This window comes from Acidimicrobiales bacterium, assembly GCA_035316325.1.
In the GTDB taxonomy this organism is placed as follows: Bacteria; Actinomycetota; Acidimicrobiia; order Acidimicrobiales; family VFJN01; genus DASXTK01.
In genome coordinates this window covers 21,701-39,251 of sequence record DATHJB010000004.1, presented here as the reverse complement: position 1 = coordinate 39,251, position 17,551 = coordinate 21,701, and the positions used below count along the sequence as shown (strand labels likewise).

Genomic DNA, 17,551 nt, shown 5'->3' with positions numbered 1-17,551 from the left:
GACGAACTCCTTCGTGACGGGCTCGTCGAGGTCGCGGGAGGGGAAGTGGGAGATCAAGGCTTCGGCCACCTCCTCGCCGAGCTGTGGGGCCCACACATTGTAGATCTCGCTCCGGTGCCGCTGACTCAAAGCCACGAGACGATCGTAATCGGCTGGAGAGGCCCGAAAAGCCCGAGAAAGGCCGAAAAGTCAGCGGGTGTGGTAGCGGTGCATGTGGACGTTGAGGATGATGCCCATGGCGGTCCAGGCGGCGAGGGTGGAGGAGCCGCCGTAGCTCATGAAGGGCAGGGGGATGCCGGTGATCGGCATGATGCCGACGGTCATGCCCACGTTCTGGAACACCTGGAACACGAGCATCGACAGGACGCCGACGCACAGGAGCATGCCGAAGCGGTTGTGGGCCATTTGGGCGGTGCGCCAGATCCGCCAGCACAGCAGCCAGTAGAGCGCCAGCAGCGTGGCGCAGCCGGCGAAGCCGAGCTCCTCCCCCAGCGCCGTGAAGATGAAGTCGGTCTCCTGCTCGGGCACGTTGCCGAGCCGGGTCTGCGTGCCCTCGAACAGGCCCTTGCCGCCGAACCCGCCCGAGCCGATGGCGATCTTCGACTCGTTGAGGTTGTAGCCCGTCGACTTCGTGTTGGCGTCCTGCTCGACGAACGCCGTGAGCCGGTCGCGCTGGTAGTCCTCCAGCAGGTCGGAGTTGAGCACCCCGATCACGCCGATGACGCCCACCGCCGTCAGCACCACCATGTGCCGCGCCTTGGCCCCGGCCACCAGCAGCAGCCCCATGGCGATGGCGACGAACACCATCGCCGTGCCGAGGTCGGGCTGGAGGAGGATGAAGCCCATCGGGATCCCCAGCACCGCCAGCGTGGCACCCACCCAGCGCGCCCCGAGCGGCGCGCCGCCCTTCGACAGCACGTAGGCCAGCACCACCAGCACGATCACCTTGGCGATCTCGGCGGGCTGCAGCTGGAACCCGTAGTCGCCCTCGCTCGACGGCGAGAACGCCCAGGTCGAGCCGATCTGGAACCACGCCTGCGTGCCCCGGTGCTCGCTGCCCACCGACGTCAGCACCAACGGCAGCAGCAACAGCAGCAGCCCGTACGGCACCCACACCTTCTCGCGCCAGCGCCGGTAGTCGAACGACGCCACCAGCACCATCATCACCACCCCGAGGGCGATGAACATGAGCTGGCGCTGCAGCGACGAGAAGTCGTAGTCCTCGGGGTCGGTGCCCCGGGTGGACGACAGGATCATCAGCGAGCCGAGCGACGAGATCGCCGCCGCCGACAGGAGCAGGAGCAGGTCGACGTGGCGCCACACCGGCTCGGCCCGGCGCCGGAAGATGCCCAGGTCGCGCTTGCGCTCCGACCGCTTGAGCCCCTGCTCCCAGCGCCGCGGCCCGACGGTCTCGCGCCACTGGCGACGCTCGCGCCCGCCCCCGTAGCCACCGAGGGCGTCAGTCATAGGCACCGCCCACCGTCGGCAGGGCGCCGACGGCCGCGCCCACCCCGCCCAGGGGGGCCGGCGGCTTGGGCACCGCGCCCGAGAGCACGTCGAACAGCGCCCGTGCCACGGGGGCGGCGTTGCTGCCGCCGAAGCCCGACTCCTCCATCAGCACGGTCACCTGGTAGCGGGGCGCGTTCACCGGGCCGAAGGCGCTGAACACCGCGGAGTCGGCCTTGTCCTGCACCTGGGCCGTGCCGGTCTTGCCGGCGATGGGGAACGCCTCCAGGTCGAAGCCGTTGAACGCCGAGACCGCCGTGCCCGAGATCGGCACGTTGGCCAGGCCGTCGAGCAGCGGTTGACGGATCTCCGGCGGCAGGTCGACCCGGCCGGCCACCACTGGCGCCACCAGCGTCGGGGCCGTGTCGTCGCCGGGCGGGTCGATCGACGCCGCGATCTGCGGCTGGTAGCGGGTGCCGCCGTTGGCGAAGGTGGCGTAGCCGTTGGCCAGCTGGAGCGGTGTGAGCACCATGTCGCCCTGGCCGACGGCGAGGTTGACGTTGTCGCCGGCGTGCCAGTCGGGGTCGCAGTCCTGCTGGGCGCAGTACTCGCGGCGCCACTGGGGCGTGGGCAGCCGGCCGGCGACCTCCTCGGTGAGCGGGATGCCGGTCTCCTCGCCGATCCCGAAGTCCCGGATGTACTGCTGCATCGCCTCTTCGCCGCCGAAGCGCTCCTGCTGCAGGTAGAACTGCGCGCCCACGTTGTAGAAGTAGGCGTCGGAGGACACGGTGAGCGCCTCGTCGATGCGGATGGCGCCGTAGGCGGAGCTGCCGGCGTTGCTGCGGAAGCACTTGGCGCCGGTGCAGCCCGGGATCTGGTAGCCGCCGCGGTCGAAGAACACCGTGTCGGCCGACATCAGGCCCGACTTCAGCGCGGCGTACCCGACGAACAGCTTGAACGTGGACCCCGACGCCCACAGGCCCTGCATCGCCCAGTTGTTGAGGGGGTACTCGTTGGCCGGGTCCTGCAGGTAGGCCCACTCGGCGTTGTCGATGCCGTCGACGAACCGGGACACGTCGTAGGTGGGGTACGAGGCCATGGCCAGGACCTGGCCGTTGTTCGGGTCCTCCACCACGACCGCGCCCCGCTGACCCTGGTTCGGGGCGTTGCCCGGGCGCGGCGGGCGCTGCCGGGCCGCCTCCAGGCCCTGCTCCAGGCGTTGCTGGGCGACGGCCTGGATGTCGATGTCGAGGGTGAGGGTCAGGTCGCTGCCCGGCTTCGGCAGCGTCTCGCTGATCACCCGGACCGGGTCGCCGTCGGCGTCGACCTCGATCTCCCGCTTGCCGGGCGTGCCCCGCAGGTCCTGCTCGTAGGCCCGCTCGACGCCGGTGCGGCCGATGTCGTCGTTGAGGCTGTAGGGCTTGGGGGTGCCGGACTCCTCGGCCACCGCCAGCTCGTCCTCGTTGATCTTGGCGGTGTAGCCGACGACGTTCGCCGCCAGCGGCCCGTACGGGTAGTGGCGCACGGCGGTGCGCTGCACGATCACCGACGGGTACTCCGCGGCGTGCTCCTCCAGGTAGATCTTCAGCTCCTCGGGCACGCCCTGGGCCACGGGGACGGGCGCGTAGCGGCTGAACTTCTGGTTGTTGATGCGCGTGCGCAGGCCCTCGGCGTCGATCTGCTTGCCGACCTTCACCAGCTCGCCGGCCAGGCGGGTGAGCAGTTCGGTGCCCTTCTCCTCCTCGAGCTGGTTGAACCCGGAGCGGTCGACGGCGACGACCACGTCGATGCGGTTGTCGACGATGACCTTGCCGTTGCGGTCGAAGATGCGACCCCGGGGAGCGGGGACCAGCACCTCTCGCACCCGGTTGGCCTCGGCCTGGACCTGGAAATCGGAGGCGCCCACCACCTGGAGGTCGTAGAGGCGGGCGAACAGGGCGGCGAACAGGGCCACGGCGACCATGCCCAGCACCGACAGCCGCAGGCGGGGGATCTCGTTGCTCATGTGCGCCCGCGCCCCCTCAGCCGATCGTCGCGATGCGGTAGCGCTCGGAGCGGTCGTCGCCGACGGCCCACTGCAGCAACCGCCGGGCCGGCAGGATCAGGGCCACGTTCCAGGCCGCGACCACGCTGGCGATGCGCGTCACCTCGTCGGCCGGGTACTCCGAGCCCATCAACCGGGTGACGGCGACCGCCAGCAGCACCGCCGTCACGCTGCCGACGAACGCCGTGAGCAGGTGGAACCACCAGCGGGGCTGCAACACCCAGGTGGCGGCCATCCCGACGCCGTAGCCCACCAGGGCGTACACCAGGGCGGACAGGCCGAAGGGGGTGTCGAGCAGCAGGTCGTAGGCGAGGCCGGCGCAGAACCCGTAGGTGGCGCCACGGTCGGCACCGCCCACGGAGCCGGCGGCGATGGCGGTCAGCAGCACCAGGTCGCCGAAGGCGCCGAACGCCTCCAGGTCGGACACCACGCCGACCTGCAGGACGAGTATGGCGAACACCAGCAGCGCCCCCCGCCGCAGAGCGATGGCTCGATCCGAGTTCATCGCTTCCCGCTCCTGCTGCTTCGCAGCGGGCCGCTCGGGCCACGCTCGCTCTCCCCCGGGCCTCGCTCGGCGGGCCTCGCTGCGGACGGACGCTCGCTCATGCCGGGGGCTCCCACTGCAGGATGCTGACGTAGGACAGGCGGTCGACGTCGACGAGCGGGTCGACGATCAGCTCGAGCGACAGGCCACCGGCACCCTCGCGGGTGGTGCGCACCTTGCCGACGGGAATGGCGTCCGGGTAGAGGCTGCGGTCGACGCCGCTGGTCACCACGCCCGTGCCGGCGGCGACGTCGGTGCCCGGCTCGATCGAGGCGTCGACCACCAGCGGCTCGCCCCGACCCTGGCCCCGGGCGGTGCCGAGGGCGCCCGTGCCGGCCAGGCGCACGCCGACGCGGAACTCGGGGTCGCTCACCAGCTCGACCGTGGCCCGGCCGCCCGACACCTGCGACACCCGGCCCACCAGCCCGCCGCCGGTGACCGCGGGCATCCCCACCTTGATGCCCTGGTCGCTGCCCTTGTTGATCTCGATGGCGTGCGAGAAGTTCGACCGGGGCCCCGACGTGACCTGGGCGGTGACCTTGGGGAGGTCGCCGGCCCACGGCAGCTCCAGCGACCGGGTCAGCTCGGCGAGCTGCTCGGCGGCATCGGTGTTGCTCACCTCGCCGGCCTCAATGGACGCGAGCTGCTCCCGCAGCTGCTGGTTCTCCTCGCGCAGCTCGTCGACGTCCTCGTTGCCGGTCCAGCCGTTCCAGGCGTCGGTCAGCGGGGCGGACACGACCTCGGCGGCGTCGTCGAACGGGTCGAACAGGCTGGCGGCCGCGTCGCGGGCCTCGTCGACCACGGCGACGTCACGCCGGTCGAGCACCAGCGCCGTGACGGCGGCCATCACCAGCACGGCGAGCCGGCCCCGGTTCCCTTCCACGCGTGCGACCGCCATCGGCGTCAGCGGGTGGACGACGCGAACAGCACACCGTTGAGCGCTTCGAAGTGCTCGAGCGACTGGCCGGAGCCGACGGCGACGGCGTGCAACGGGTTGGGGGCGATGGCGATCGGCATGCCGGTCTCGTCCTGCAGCCGGCCGTCGAGGCCGTTCAGGAGCGCCCCACCGCCGGCGAGCATGATGCCCTGGTCCATGATGTCGGCCGCCAGCTCGGGCGGCGTCATGTCGAGCGTGACCTTCACCGCGTCAACGATGGCAGACACAGGCTCGTCGAGGGCTTCGCGGATCTCCTCGGTGGTGGTGACGATGGTCTTCGGCAGGCCCGTGACCAGGTCACGGCCCCGGATCTCGGCATGGACCTCTTCCTGCAGCGGCCAGGCGCTGCCGAGGGTCACCTTGACCTCCTCGGCGGTGCGGTCGCCGATGAGGAGGCCGTACTCCTTCTTGATGTAGCTGACGATGGCCTGGTCCATCTCGTCGCCGCCGACCCGCACCGACTGGCTGGTGACGATCCCGCCCAGCGAGATCACCGCCACCTCGCTGGTGCCGCCGCCGATGTCGACGATCATGTTGCCGGTCGGCTCCTGCACCGGGAGCCCGGCGCCGATGGCCGCAGCCATGGGTTCCTCGATGATGTAGGCGCGGCGGGCACCCGCGTACTCGGCGGCTTCCTTGACCGCCCGCTGCTCGACGCCGGTGATGCCCGACGGGACGCAGATCACCATGCGCGGCTTCGACCAGCGGCGGTTGTGCACCTTCTGGATGAAGTAGCGCAGCATCTTCTCGCAGATCTCGAAGTCGGCGATGACGCCGTCCTTGAGAGGCCGGATGGCCTCGATGTGGCTGGGCGTGCGCCCGATCATGCGCTTCGCCTCGACGCCGACCGCGACCGGTCGACCGTCGCGCATGTTGACCGCGACGACGGAGGGCTCGTTGAGCACGATGCCCTTGCCGCGGACGTAGATGACGGTGTTCGCAGTACCGAGGTCCACCGCCATGTCCCGGCCCATGAGAAAGGAGAAGAGGTTGTCGGACATGGCTGTGGTCCTCCGGCCGTGCCGTGGAGGCGGGCGTAGGTTAACGAAGCGGTGGTGCCCGGCGGTCGATGGTTGCCCGGTCCCTGCTAGGCGGATACCTCAGGGAACCAGAGCTTGATCTCCCGGGCGGCGGAATCGTGGCTGTCGCTGGCGTGGACGAGGTTCTCGGTGGTGATGGCGGCGAAGTCGCCCCGGATGGTCCCGGGCTCGGCGTCGTCGACCTTGGTGGCACCCACCATCTTGCGCAGCAAAGAGAAGGTGTTGTCGGCCGGGCCCTCCACCACCATGGCGAAGACCGGCGATCGGGTCAGGAACGTGACGAGCTCGCCGTAGAACGGCTTGTCGCGGTGCTCGTCGTAGTGCTCCTCGGCGAGGTCCCGATTCACGCTGCGCAGTTCGGCGGCCACCAGGGTGAAGCCCTTGCGCTCGATCCGGCTCACGATCTCGCCGACGAGGCCGCGCTCGACGGCGTCGGGCTTGCACATCACGAATGTCCTCTGGGTCACAACGACGCAAGGTAGCCGCTCTGGGTGACCGCCCCGGAACCCCCTGGTGAGGGGACTCTCGGATAAGGCGCGTCCTATCATCCTCGTCCTGCCCTCCCTGCCGACCCCTCCCCTGGCCGCGCCGACGGTCGACGAGCCGTTCTTCGTCGAGCGGGCGCAGCGGGCGCCCGGCGAGCGACGCAGCCTCGGGCGGGCGCGGCTGCTCGCCGAGCGGCTCGACCTGCCGCTGGCGGACCTGCACCCGCTGGTGGTCACCGGGTCGAAGGGCAAGGGCACGGCGGCGACGTACGCGGCGGCGGCGCTGCGGGCGGCGGGCCGGTCCGTGGGGCTGATCACCAGCCCCGGCTACCGGAGCCACCGGGAGCGCATCCGGCTCGACGGCGAGGCGATCCCGGAGCGGGACTTCGCCCGGCTCGCAGGCCTGCTGGCCGACGCGGTCGACCGGCTGCCGGCGCACGTGCCGGGCGGCGGCTACGTGTCGCCCACCGGCGCCTTCACCATCGCCGGGCTGCGGTGGCTGGTCGACCGGGGCTGCGACGCCCTGGTGGTGGAGGCCGGCCTGGGCGGGGCGTCCGACGAGTCGTCGCTCACCCGGCCGGCGGTGGTGGCGCTCACCGAGATCTTCGAGGAGCACCTCGGCATCATCGGCGACGACGTGGTGGAGGTGGCGCAGGACAAGGCCGGCACGATCTGCGCCGCCACGCACTCGGTGCTCACGGTCCCCCAGGACCCCCGGGTGGGCGCGGTGATCGCGGGCGCGGCCCGACGCCACGGCGCGGCGCTGTCGATGGTGAGACCGACCGACGTGCCCGTCGACCTCCCGACCGACCTCATGCGCGCCAACGCCGCCCTCGGCCTGCGAGCGGCGGCGGCGCTCGGCGCCCCGGCCGGCCCCGTCCCCGACGTGCGGCTGCCGGGGCGACTGTCGGTGCACCGCCGGGGGTCGCAGACCTGGGTGCTCGACTCGGCTATCAACCCGAAGGGCCTGCGCACCGCGCTCGACTGGTGCCGGCGGTCGATCGGCGAACCGACGGCGGTGCTCCTGTCGATCCCCGACACCAAGGACCGCGACGCCTGCCTGGCCGCGCTCCCCGACGTCGACTTCCGGCTGCTCCGGGTCGACGCGTCGCACCTGACGTTCCCGCCCGGGCTACCCCTGCTGACCGACCTCGACGCTCCGTCGCTGGGCGACCTCGTCCTCGCCATGGGGACGATCAGCTTCGTCGGCACCACGCTCGACCTCCTGGAGGTCGACATGACCCGGTTGTTCTAGAGCAAGCCCAGGCGGCGGCACTCCGAGCGGGCCGTGCCGACCGTGCGCAGGGAGCCGACGACCATGACCACGTCGGCCTCGCCGGCCAGGTCGGGGGCGTCGTTCCACACGTGGCGCAGCGCCGCGGCGACGTCGGGGACCACCTCGGTCTCGGCGCCCCGCACCCGCACGTGCTCGGCCAGCTCCTCGGCCGGCAGCGCCCGGGGTGAGGCGGGCGTGCAGGCGACCACCCGGTCGCCGGGCCGCACGTCGAAGCCCTCCAGCATCTCGTCGACGTCACGCCCGGCCAGGACGCCGATGATCCAGTGGCGGCGGCCGCCGATCTCGAACTCCTCGGCCAGCGTCTCCCCCACGGCCGCCGCGCTGTCCGGGTTGTGGGCCCCGTCGAGCACCAGCAGCGGCGACCGGTGCACCACCTCGAAGCGCCCCGGCAGCGTCAGGCGGGCCAGCCCGTCCCGCACCACCTGGGGGTCGAGCGCCCGGCCGAACAGCCCCTCCACCGCGGCGATCGCGCACGCCGCGTTGTCGGCCTGGTGGGTGCCGTGGACGGGCAGGAACACGTCGTCGTAGCGCCCGTTGGGCGTGATGACCGTGATCAGGTGCCCGCCCAGCGCCAGCTTGTCCTGCTCGCAGCCGAAGTCGCGGTCGCGCACCCACACCGTGCCCGGGCCCTCGGCCTCGAACACCGGCAGCAGCTCGGGGTCGGTCTCGCCCAGCACCAGGTGGCTGCCCGGCGTGATGATGCCGGCCTTCTCCTCGGCGATGCGCCGGCGCCAGTCGCCCTGGCCGTCGGTGTGGTCGCGCCCGACGTTCGTCACCACCGCCACCTGGGCCGCACCCACGTTGGTGGCGTCGTAGCGGCCCAGCAGCCCCACCTCCACCACGGCGACGTCGACGGCGACGTCGGCGAAGTACGAGTAGGCCGCCGCGGTGACGAGGTCGAAGTGCGTGGGCCGCACCCCGCCCGTCTCCTCCAGCACCAGCGGTTGGAGGGCAGCCAGCTCGCTGAGCACCCGGGTCAGCTCGTCGGCGGCGATCGGGTCGAGGTTCCAGGCGATGCGCTCGACGATGTGCTCGAGGTGCGGGCTCGCGTAGGTCCCCACCGACAGCGAGTGGGCCACCAGCAGGGCGGAGATCATCCGGGCGGTGGAGCCCTTGCCGTTGGTGCCGGTCAGGTGGACGATCGGGTACGCCTGCTCGGGGTTGCCCATCACCTCGGCCAGCACCCGCATCACGTCGAGCGACAGGCCCTCGACGCGGCCGGCGATCGCCGGCGTCTGCTCCCAGTCGACGTGGTCGTCCAGGAACGCGAGGGCCTCGTCGATCCCCTTGAAGGGACGAGCGGGCGTGCTGCGGGGCCGGCGGGTCAGGATGCCGCCCGACGTGGGCGCTGCTGGCGCGGCACGTCGGACCGGGGGACCAGCGTGGGGTTCACCTTCTCGAGCACCGTGTCGCGGTCGACCACGCACTTGCCGACATCGCTGCGGCTCGGCAGCTCGTACATGAGGTTCAGCAGGACCTCTTCGAGGATCGCCCGCAGGCCTCGGGCACCGGTGCCCCGGAGCAGGGCCTGGTCGGCGATGGAGGCCAGCGCGTCCTCGGTGAAGGACAGCTCGACGTCCTCGAACTCGAAGATCTTCTGGTACTGCTTGACCAGCGCGTTCTTCGGGTCGACCAGGATGCTGATGAGCGCCTCGCGGTCGAGGCTCGACACGGCCCCGATCACCGGCAGGCGGCCGACGAACTCGGGGATCAGGCCGAACTTGAGCAGGTCCTCGGGCTGCACGTGCTCGAGCAGCGCGCCCAGCTCCTTGTCCTTGTAGCGGCGGACATCGGCGGTGAAGCCGACGCCGTTGTTGCCCATCCGGCTCTCGATCAGCTTTTCGAGCCCGGCGAACGCACCACCGCAGATGAACAGGATGTTGGTGGTGTCGATCTGGATGAACTCCTGGTGGGGGTGCTTGCGGCCCCCCTGCGGCGGCACCGAGGCGGTGGTGCCCTCCAGGATCTTGAGGAGCGCCTGCTGCACGCCCTCGCCCGACACGTCACGAGTTATCGACGGGTTCTCGCTCTTGCGGGCGATCTTGTCGATCTCGTCGATGTAGATGATGCCGGTCTCGGCCTGCTTGACGTCGTAGTCGGCGGCCTGGATCAGCTTGAGCAGGATGTTCTCGACGTCCTCGCCCACGTAGCCGGCCTCGGTGAGCGCGGTGGCGTCGGCGATGGCGAACGGCACGTTGAGCATGCGGGCCAGCGTCTGGGCCAGCAGCGTCTTACCGCAGCCGGTGGGCCCGATCAGCAGGATGTTCGACTTCGACAGCTCGACGTCGGTGGCCGTGGTGCCGTACTGGACCCGCTTGTAGTGGTTGTAGACCGCCACCGAGAGGATCCGCTTGGCGTGGTCCTGGCCGACGATGTAGTCGTTCAGGAAGTCGAAGATCTCGACGGGCTTGGGCAGCTCGTCGAAGCGCAGCTCACTCGGCTCGGTGAGCTCCTCCTCGATGATCTCGTTGCAGAGGTCGATGCACTCGTCGCAGATGTAGACGCCTGGGCCCGCTATGAGCCGCTTGACCTGCTTCTGCGACTTGCCGCAGAAGGAGCACTTCAGCAGCTCGCCGCCGTCTCCGAACTTGGCCACGTCAGGTCCCCCGTCCCTTCTGCACTCGTTCCACTAGTTGGACCGCCCGATGGGGCCGGTCACGTCGGCAGACTGCCGCGCGCTGATGACGTCGTCGAGGATGCCGTACTCCTTGGCCTCGACCGCGCTCATCACGAAGTCGCGGTCGGTGTCGCGGTGGATCCGATCGACGTCCTGGCCCGTGTGCTGGGCCAGGATCTCCTCGAGGAGGATGCGCATGCGCATGATCTCCTTGGCCGCCAGCTCGACGTCGGTGGCCTGGCCGCCGGCCTGGCCCCAGGGCTGGTGGAGCAGGATGCGGGCGTGCGGCAGGGCCAGGCGCTTGCCGGGCGTGCCGGCCGCCAGCAGCACCGCTGCCGCCGAGGCCGCCTGACCGAAGCAGATCGTGCTCAGGTCGGGCTTGATGAAGCTCATCGTGTCGTAGATCGCGAACAGCGCCGTGATGTCGCCACCTGGGCTGTTGATGTAGATGCTGATGTCCTTGTCGGGGTTCTCCGACTCGAGATGGAGCAGCTGCGCGCACACCAGGTTGGCGACGGTGTCATCGATCGGCGTGCCCAGGAAGATGATGTTCTCCTTGAGCAGCCGGCTGTAGAGGTCGTAGGACCGCTCACCCCGGTTGGTCTGCTCGACGACCGTCGGAACCAGGTAGTTGCGGATCACCGTCTCGTGATTCACTCGCTCTCCGTGTCGTCGTTGGCGGCGCTGTCGTCGTCGTTGGCGGCTGTGGAACCCGATTGCCCTGACTGACCTGCCGGGGCACCCTCCTGCTCGTCGCCGGCGACCTCGAGGTCGGCCCGATCGACGGGCTTGCCCTCCTGGTCGACCAGCTCGACCCGCTCAACGAGCCAGTCGAGTGCCTTGCGCTTCCTGATGTCCGAGCGTAGCCCTGGGAGCTGACCACCGCGTTCCAAGCGGTCGAGCACCTTGCGGGGTTTCTCGCCGAGGCGCTGGGCGACGCCCTCGATCTCGGCGTCGACGTCCTCGTCATCGCACACGATCTGCTCGGCGTCGGCCACGGCCCGCAGCGCCAGGTCGATCTTCACGCCGTCGGCGGACGGAGCGCGCATCTCGTCGAGCAGCTCCTCGGGCGCCTTGCCGGTGGCGGAGAGCCACTGGTCGAGGTCGAGGCCCTGGGCCCGCAGGCGCAGCGCCATCTCCTGGAGGCGGTCCTGCACCTCCTTGTCGACCAGGGTGGCGGGCGGCTCCATGTCGACGAGCTTGGCCAGCGCCTCGCGGGTGCGCTCGTTCACCTGCATCTGCGCCTGCAGCTGCTGGCGGGCCAGCAGGTTCTCGCGGATGTTCCCGCGCAGCGCCTCGATGGTGTCGAACTGCGAGTTCTCCTCGGCCCACTCGTCGTCGGCCTCGGGCAGCACCCGCTCGTTGACCTCCTTCACGAGGACGCGGAACTCGAGCTCGCGGGTCTCCTCCTCGTCGGGGTGGGTGGCGGGGAACGAGAGGATCTCGCCGGGCTTCACGCCGCGGAGGTTCTCGTCGACCTCGGGCGTGATCATCCCGCTGCCGACGGTGTAGCTGTAGTCGTCGGCGGTGAGGCCGTCCTGAGCGTCGCCGTCGAGGGTGCCGGTGATGTCGATGGTGACGACGTCGCCCTCCTGGGAGGAGCGGTCGACGGGCGCCGTCGTGGCCTGCACCTGGCGCATGCGGTCGATCTGCGCCTCGACGTCCTCGTCGGCGACGTCGGGGCGGTCGATCTCCACCCGCAGGCTGCCGTAGCCGGGCACCTGCACCTCGGGGCGCACCTCGACGACGGCGTCGAAGGCGAGCGGGCCCTCGCCCTCCTCGCCGGCGGTGATGTCGATCTCGGGCGCGGCGATGGCGTCGACGTCGTGCTCGCTCAACGCCTGGGCGTAGAACTCGGGCAGCGAGTCGTGCAGAGCTTGCTCGCGGCCGACGTTGGCACCGAGCCGGCGCTCCAGGATCTTGCGGGGTGCCTTGCCCGGACGGAACCCGGGGATGCGCACCTCCTGCGCGATCTTGCGGAACGCGGCGTCGACGGCTTTGTCGAACTCCGCCTCGTCGACCTCGACGGAAACCTTGACTTTGTTCCCCTCGAGGGGCGCGACGGTGGCCTTCACAGGGCGTGGAGTGTAGGGGGTGCCGGGGCCGTCTCGAACCATCCGGCAACCGTTGTCGGCGCTCGGTGGTCCGCCAAGTACCATCGGACGACCGACCGGGGAGTGGCGCAGACTGGTAGCGCACCTGCTTTGGGTGCAGGAGGTCGGGGGTTCAAATCCCCCCTCCCCGACTGGGTCCCGATAACTTGCGGCCCTGCGGGTGTAGCTCAATGGCAGAGCCCCAGACTTCCAATCTGGCAACGCGGGTTCGATTCCCGTCACCCGCTCTCCTCTCCCCCGGGTTTCTCCACCACCGACCCGGCGCCGCCACGACGGAGGCCCTGCTACGAATGGCAGGGCCTTCGGCACAGCGTGCGAAGGCCGACACGGGTTGGTCCTGGAAAGTCCTCTCGGCCCGAACGTATGTTCGCTACCATGAAGCTCGTATGGAAGCGCATGTACCTCGGCTCGTACCACGGCTACTCCGACGAGGGTCGGCAGGTCGCCCAGATCGGCCACGTGATCGGCCCCGACGGCGAGAGCGAGGGCTGGCTGGTCTACCTCGTCCACCACCTGGGTGAGCTGCCCGGCCGCTACCCCACCGAGGAGGCCGCGCAGACCGCGGCCGAGACCACCCTCGACCAGTACGCCTGACGGGCCGGCTTCGGCGGGGAACCGGGGGTCGGGGTCGGGCGGGGAACAAAGGGCGGCGGGGTATCGGTTGGAAGGTGTCCATGAACGACGCCACCACCGCCAGGGGGCGTGTCCGCATCGAGCCGGGCGCCAAGCGCCTGCGTGCCTTCGTCGACGGGCACCTCGTGTTCGACACGATCCGCCCGCTCTACGTGTGGGAGATCCCCTACTTCCCCGTCTACTACGTGCCCGCCGACGACGTGGTGGCCACGCTGGTCGCCACCGGCGAGGTCACCCGCTCGCCGAGCCGCGGCGACGGCCACCAGCACGACGTGAAGGTCGCCATCGCCACCGTGCCCGGTGCGGCCACGACGTTCCCCGACTCACCGTTCGAGGAGCTCCGCGACCACGTCCGCTTCGAGTGGGACGCCCTCAGCGCCTGGTTCGAGGAGGACGAGGAGGTCTTCACGCACCCCCGCAGCCCGTACGTGCGGATCGACGTCCTGCCGTCGTCGCGGCACGTCGTGGTGAAGGCGGGCGACACCGTGCTGGCCGACTCCACCCACGCCCACGTCCTCCACGAGACCGGCCTGCGGCCCGTCTGGTACATCCCGCGGCTCGACGTGCGGATGGACCTGCTGGCGCCGTCGAACACCATCACCCACTGCCCCTACAAGGGCACGACCGTGCACCTCTCGGCGCCGCTCGACGGCGAGACGAAAGACGTCGCCTGGTCGTACCCCACTCCACTGCCGGAGAGCGAGCGCGTCGCCGGCCTGGTCGCCTTCTACGACGACCGGGTCACGGTGCTGGTCGACGGCGTCCCCGTCACGAAGTAGCCCGAACACCCGCGGCGACAGCTCCTCGTGCGCCCGACGAGTCCTGCAACGAGCGCCATTTTCAAGGGCTTTACAATCGGTGCATGAGGCTCCGGACGTTCACCGCCGTCACCACGCTCACGCTCGTGTCGGTCGTGTCGGCGGGGTGCGCGACCAACGACGACCGGACCGAGAGCTGCGCCCCGACCGACCGCGGCGGCGACGTCGAGGACGCCCTGCAGGACCTCGAGCGGCTCGCCGACGACGAGGACACCAACCTCAACAACGTCGACAGCCGGCTGGAGCAGCTCGGTGACGACATCAACGACGTCATGAACACCACCGACGACCCCAACGCCCTGCAGCCGCGGGACGCCGACCTGTCGTTCGACGACCTGCGGACCTCGATCGAGGACCTCGGCAACGCCGAGAACCTGAGCGAGACCGGCGACGCCCTCGACGATGCCCTGTCCCAGCTGGGCGACGCCGTCGAGCGGATGAGCGAGGCCACGGAGGACTGCACTCCGTAGGTCCGGGGAAACCCTTTCGGGTGCCCGAGCGTAGACAGTGCATGCGACATCGCTGGGTGGTGATCCTGGCCGCCTCCGTGATGCTGGCGTCCGGCTGCTCGTCGTCCGGCTGCACGGCGGGCACCGACGACGAGCCCGAGAAGCTTGAACAGGGCCACCCCGCGAGCGGGCTACCTTCGCCGCAAGCAATCGCGGGAGGACACACCTATGGCATTGCGGGACAAGCTGGCGACCCGGTCCCAGCCCTTACTACCTCCGGGTAGCCGCATCCGGCAGACCTTCGTCTGCCAGACGGGGCCGAGTCCCTGGATGTTCCTGATCACCTACATCGTCTTCTTCTTCATCAAGTACCGGATCGTGTGCGTCACCGAGGACGCGATCTACGTGCTGCGCGCCGGCAAGTTCAGCGTGCGGCCCAAGGAGCTGATCGCCACGCTGCCGCGGCGGACGCAGCTCGGCCCGGTGTCGGGCATGTGGGGCAAGCTCGACCTGCTGGGCGAGCGTCACTGGGTGCACAAGCGCTTCCACAAGGACATCACCGCCGCCGACTACGAGGCCGCCCAGTTCGGCGCCCCGGCCCAGGCCCCGGTGCCCCCGCCCCAGGCGTAGCGGCTCAGCCCGAGCGGCCCGGCGACGGGGCGGCGCCCCGTTCGATCTGGGCCCGGATCTGCTCGCGCTCGGCGACCGCGGCGGGCAGCGTCCCCACGGGGATGTGCCAGCTGCGGCCGTCGGGTGCGACCAGCTCGCACTGCCAGCTGCCCCGCAGCAGCCACGACGCGAACACCAGCACCGCCACCACGGCGACCAGCAGGACCTCCAGGACCAGGATCGTGACGACCACCAGACCGACGGCGAGCACCGACCACGCCGCGACCTGCGACGTCTCCTCGAGGCGCTCGACCGGCTGCGACGGGTGCGCCGGCTCGTCCCGCTGCACGTAGCGCAACGGCGTCGGGGCCAACGCCACGCGCACCGCCCAGCTGCGGCCGTAGGTGTCGACGACGGTGGCGGGGTCGGCCTGGTCGTGCCGGCGGCGTCGGGCGGCCCGGACCAGCAGGTACACGACCGACCCGAGCGCATAGGCGACGGCCAGCCGCACCAGCCCGCCGATCAGCTCGGCCACCACCTCGACGACCAGCGTCACCGCGACCCGCCCACCGCTGCCGCCTCTCCCGCCTCAGCCGGACCCGTGGAAGTAGACGTGCAGGATCTCGCCCGTCGCCAGGTCCATCGTGGCGTCCCAGAAGCAGGCGCCGCCGTCGCTGACCTCGATCCAGCCGTGCTCCCAGTCGCTCATGCCGTCCGCCGCCGCCGTGTCGCAGATGCCCGCCACCACCAGCTGGCGGCCACCGTCCGACCCGCCGCTGACGCCCGCGTACTGGCGCACGTAGCCGCCCAGGTCGTCGGGTGTGACCTCCTCGCCGCTGGCGTTGACGGCCGCCGGCAGCGCCGCCGGGAGCCGTTCCTCGAACCGGGCGACGTCGGCCTCGGTCGGCACGAACCCCTCGGCCCCCTCGAACGTCGGCCCGGCGTCGAGCAGCACTCCCCGGTAGCCGTCGCCCTCCACCAGGGTGCCGGCGTCGGGCTCGCCGACGCCGCCCGCGCCGAACGGCCCGGCCGACGAACCGTCGTCCCCGCACCCTGCGATCAGCCCCACCAGGATTGCCCCCACCACGAGTCCTCCACGTCGCATCATGCCGCTTCGGACGAGTTGTGCAACCCGGCTGGTTCCCGTCGGCCCCGCCGGGACCGGGCGTCAGGGCACCAGCACCACCCGGCCGACGGCCTGACGGCTCTCCAGGTAGGCGTGGGCGTCGGCGGCGTCGGCGAGCGGGTAGGTGCGGTCCACCAGCACCTGCAGGCGTCCGGCGGCCACGTCGTCGACCAGCTCCGCCACCATCGCCCGACCCCGGGGCTGCACCACCTCCAGCCCGAAGAAGACCGCCGTGAGCGAGCAGTTGCCGGCCGACAGCAGCGACACGTCGAGCAGCCTCGGCTCCCGGCCGGCGTTGCCGACGGCGACGCAACGCCCGCGGTAGTCGAGCGAGCGGACACTGCCGGCCAGGATCGAGCCGCCGACCGAGTCGACGACCAGGTCGACACCCCGGCCACCCGTGAGCGCCCGGACCTGGTCCACCCAGTCGCCCTGCGTGTAGTCGACGGCGTGGTCGAGCCCGAGCGGCCGCACGCGCTCCAGGCGTTCGAGGCTCGACGCCGTGGCGACCACCGTGGCGCCCGCCCGCTTGGCCAGCTGGATCGCGGCGATGCCCACGCCGCCCGCGCCCGCCTGGACGAGCACCGTCTCGCCCTCGACCAGGTGCCCGAACTCGAACAGGCAGTCGTGCGCGGTCCCGAAGCCGATGGGCACGCAGGCCGCGGCGACGACGTCGGCGCCGTCGGGGATGGGCCACGTCACGATCGACGGCACCGCCACCAGCTCGGCGTGCGAGCCCGACACCATCGTGGCGACCACCTTCTGCCCCACGTGACGGTCGTCGACGTCGGCGCCGACCTCCACGATGGTGCCGGCGGCCTGGTAGCCGACGATGTGCGGGCTCGACGTCATCTCGCCGCCCGCCCGGTGCAGCACGTCGCCGCCCTCGATGCTGATGACCTCGACGGCGATCAGCACCCCACTGGGGTGGCAGGTCGGATCGGGGACATCCTCGTAGCGGAAGACGTCGGGCCCACCCGTCTCGTAGTAAACGGCAGCCTTCATGTCGGCACGCTACCGGTGCCCGGTGACGTCGGCCGGGCCCACGTCTGGGCCCAGGCGTCGAGGGGCTCGATGGCGGCACCGAGGGTCCGACCGAGGTCGCTGAGCTCGTAGCGCTCGGTGTCGTCGCGCACGACGAGGCCGGCGCCGGTCAGCTCGCTGAGCCGCTGGTAGAGGACGCTCGACGACATCCGGTCGCAGCGGTCCCGCAGCGCCCGGGCGCCGAGGGGGCCGTGGCGGAGCTCCCACAGGATCCGCAGCGCCCAGCGCCGACCCAGCAGATCGAGCGCGGCCATGAGCGGGCGGCCGGTGGTCGATCCTCGGACGGGACGGCCGGGCCGTGGCGTCACGATGGCTCCTTCTCCGGCTCGTCGTGTTTCTATTTCCGAA

General features: G+C 70.9%; 19 protein-coding genes and 2 tRNA genes. 7 read left to right on the top strand and 14 right to left on the bottom strand.

The window, feature by feature from the left end:
* Positions 1 to 189 precede the first annotated feature (189 nt).
* From rodA to ndk, 6 genes are all read right to left on the bottom strand, one after another.
* Complete coding sequence (gene rodA, locus VK611_00540; protein ID HMG39775.1) at positions 190 to 1,467, bottom strand: rod shape-determining protein RodA; 1,278 nt, start codon at positions 1,465 to 1,467, stop codon at positions 190 to 192.
* Positions 1,460 to 3,451, bottom strand: coding sequence for a penicillin-binding protein 2 (mrdA, locus tag VK611_00535; GenBank protein ID HMG39774.1), 1,992 nt, complete (start codon positions 3,449 to 3,451; stop codon positions 1,460 to 1,462). The genes rodA and mrdA overlap by 8 nt, the downstream gene beginning before the upstream one ends.
* Before the next feature lie 16 nt (positions 3,452 to 3,467).
* Entirely contained in the window at positions 3,468 to 3,995 is a 528-nt protein-coding gene (gene mreD, locus VK611_00530; protein ID HMG39773.1) for a rod shape-determining protein MreD, read from the bottom strand.
* A gap of 97 nt (positions 3,996 to 4,092) precedes the next feature.
* A complete protein-coding gene (gene mreC / locus VK611_00525; GenBank protein ID HMG39772.1) occupies positions 4,093 to 4,932 on the bottom strand; it encodes a rod shape-determining protein MreC in 840 nt (279 codons plus the stop codon).
* Between the two features lie 5 nt (positions 4,933 to 4,937).
* Positions 4,938 to 5,972, bottom strand: a complete 1,035-nt coding sequence (locus VK611_00520; protein HMG39771.1) for a rod shape-determining protein — start codon at positions 5,970 to 5,972, stop codon at positions 4,938 to 4,940.
* Positions 5,973 to 6,058: 86 nt separating this feature from the next.
* The gene (gene ndk / locus VK611_00515) at positions 6,059 to 6,478 is read right to left on the bottom strand and encodes a nucleoside-diphosphate kinase (protein HMG39770.1); all 420 of its coding nucleotides are present in this window, start codon (positions 6,476 to 6,478) and stop codon (positions 6,059 to 6,061) included.
* 46 nt (positions 6,479 to 6,524) lie between these two features.
* On the opposite strand from ndk, the gene VK611_00510 reads away from it, so the two are divergent.
* On the top strand, positions 6,525 to 7,751 hold the full coding sequence (locus VK611_00510) for a hypothetical protein (GenBank protein ID HMG39769.1): 1,227 nt from the start codon (positions 6,525 to 6,527) through the stop codon (positions 7,749 to 7,751).
* Here VK611_00510 and VK611_00505 read toward each other — a convergent pair.
* The 4 genes from VK611_00505 to tig are packed head-to-tail and all read right to left on the bottom strand — an operon-like array spanning position 7,748 to position 12,485.
* On the bottom strand, positions 7,748 to 9,220 hold the full coding sequence (locus VK611_00505; GenBank protein ID HMG39768.1) for a Mur ligase family protein: 1,473 nt from the start codon (positions 9,218 to 9,220) through the stop codon (positions 7,748 to 7,750). The two genes, VK611_00510 and VK611_00505, sit on opposite strands and share 4 nt — an antisense overlap.
* The gene (clpX, locus tag VK611_00500) at positions 9,118 to 10,389 is read right to left on the bottom strand and encodes an ATP-dependent Clp protease ATP-binding subunit ClpX (protein HMG39767.1); all 1,272 of its coding nucleotides are present in this window, start codon (positions 10,387 to 10,389) and stop codon (positions 9,118 to 9,120) included. Before clpX ends, VK611_00505 begins: the two co-directional genes overlap by 103 nt.
* A 33-nt stretch (positions 10,390 to 10,422) precedes the next feature.
* Complete coding sequence (locus tag VK611_00495) at positions 10,423 to 11,067, bottom strand: ATP-dependent Clp protease proteolytic subunit (GenBank protein HMG39766.1); 645 nt, start codon at positions 11,065 to 11,067, stop codon at positions 10,423 to 10,425.
* Complete coding sequence (tig, locus tag VK611_00490; protein HMG39765.1) at positions 11,064 to 12,485, bottom strand: trigger factor; 1,422 nt, start codon at positions 12,483 to 12,485, stop codon at positions 11,064 to 11,066. The genes VK611_00495 and tig overlap by 4 nt, the downstream gene beginning before the upstream one ends.
* A 96-nt stretch (positions 12,486 to 12,581) precedes the next feature.
* Here tig and VK611_00485 point away from each other — a divergent pair.
* From VK611_00485 to VK611_00460, 6 genes are all read left to right on the top strand, one after another.
* Positions 12,582 to 12,655, top strand: a tRNA-Pro gene (locus VK611_00485).
* A 25-nt stretch (positions 12,656 to 12,680) separates the two neighbouring features.
* Positions 12,681 to 12,751, top strand: a tRNA-Gly gene (locus VK611_00480).
* A 148-nt stretch (positions 12,752 to 12,899) separates the two neighbouring features.
* Positions 12,900 to 13,118 (top strand): hypothetical protein, encoded by a 219-nt coding sequence (locus VK611_00475; GenBank protein HMG39764.1) that lies wholly within the window; start codon positions 12,900 to 12,902, stop codon positions 13,116 to 13,118.
* An 80-nt stretch (positions 13,119 to 13,198) separates the two neighbouring features.
* Positions 13,199 to 13,936, top strand: coding sequence for a DUF427 domain-containing protein (locus VK611_00470; protein HMG39763.1), 738 nt, complete (start codon positions 13,199 to 13,201; stop codon positions 13,934 to 13,936).
* A gap of 83 nt (positions 13,937 to 14,019) precedes the next feature.
* A complete protein-coding gene (locus VK611_00465) occupies positions 14,020 to 14,445 on the top strand; it encodes a hypothetical protein (GenBank protein HMG39762.1) in 426 nt (141 codons plus the stop codon).
* A 207-nt stretch (positions 14,446 to 14,652) separates the two neighbouring features.
* On the top strand, positions 14,653 to 15,054 hold the full coding sequence (locus tag VK611_00460) for a hypothetical protein (GenBank protein HMG39761.1): 402 nt from the start codon (positions 14,653 to 14,655) through the stop codon (positions 15,052 to 15,054).
* Between the two features lie 4 nt (positions 15,055 to 15,058).
* Here VK611_00460 and VK611_00455 read toward each other — a convergent pair whose 3' ends face one another.
* The 4 genes from VK611_00455 to VK611_00440 all read right to left on the bottom strand — a co-directional run bounded on the left by VK611_00455 (position 15,059) and on the right by VK611_00440 (position 17,511).
* Positions 15,059 to 15,589, bottom strand: coding sequence for a hypothetical protein (locus tag VK611_00455; GenBank protein HMG39760.1), 531 nt, complete (start codon positions 15,587 to 15,589; stop codon positions 15,059 to 15,061).
* 33 nt (positions 15,590 to 15,622) lie between these two features.
* Positions 15,623 to 16,120, bottom strand: a complete 498-nt coding sequence (locus tag VK611_00450; protein ID HMG39759.1) for a hypothetical protein — start codon at positions 16,118 to 16,120, stop codon at positions 15,623 to 15,625.
* Between the two features lie 81 nt (positions 16,121 to 16,201).
* A complete protein-coding gene (locus VK611_00445; GenBank protein HMG39758.1) occupies positions 16,202 to 17,164 on the bottom strand; it encodes a zinc-binding dehydrogenase in 963 nt (320 codons plus the stop codon).
* On the bottom strand, positions 17,161 to 17,511 hold the full coding sequence (locus VK611_00440; protein ID HMG39757.1) for a helix-turn-helix domain-containing protein: 351 nt from the start codon (positions 17,509 to 17,511) through the stop codon (positions 17,161 to 17,163). The genes VK611_00445 and VK611_00440 overlap by 4 nt, the downstream gene beginning before the upstream one ends.
* Between the last annotated feature and the right edge of the window lie 40 nt (positions 17,512 to 17,551).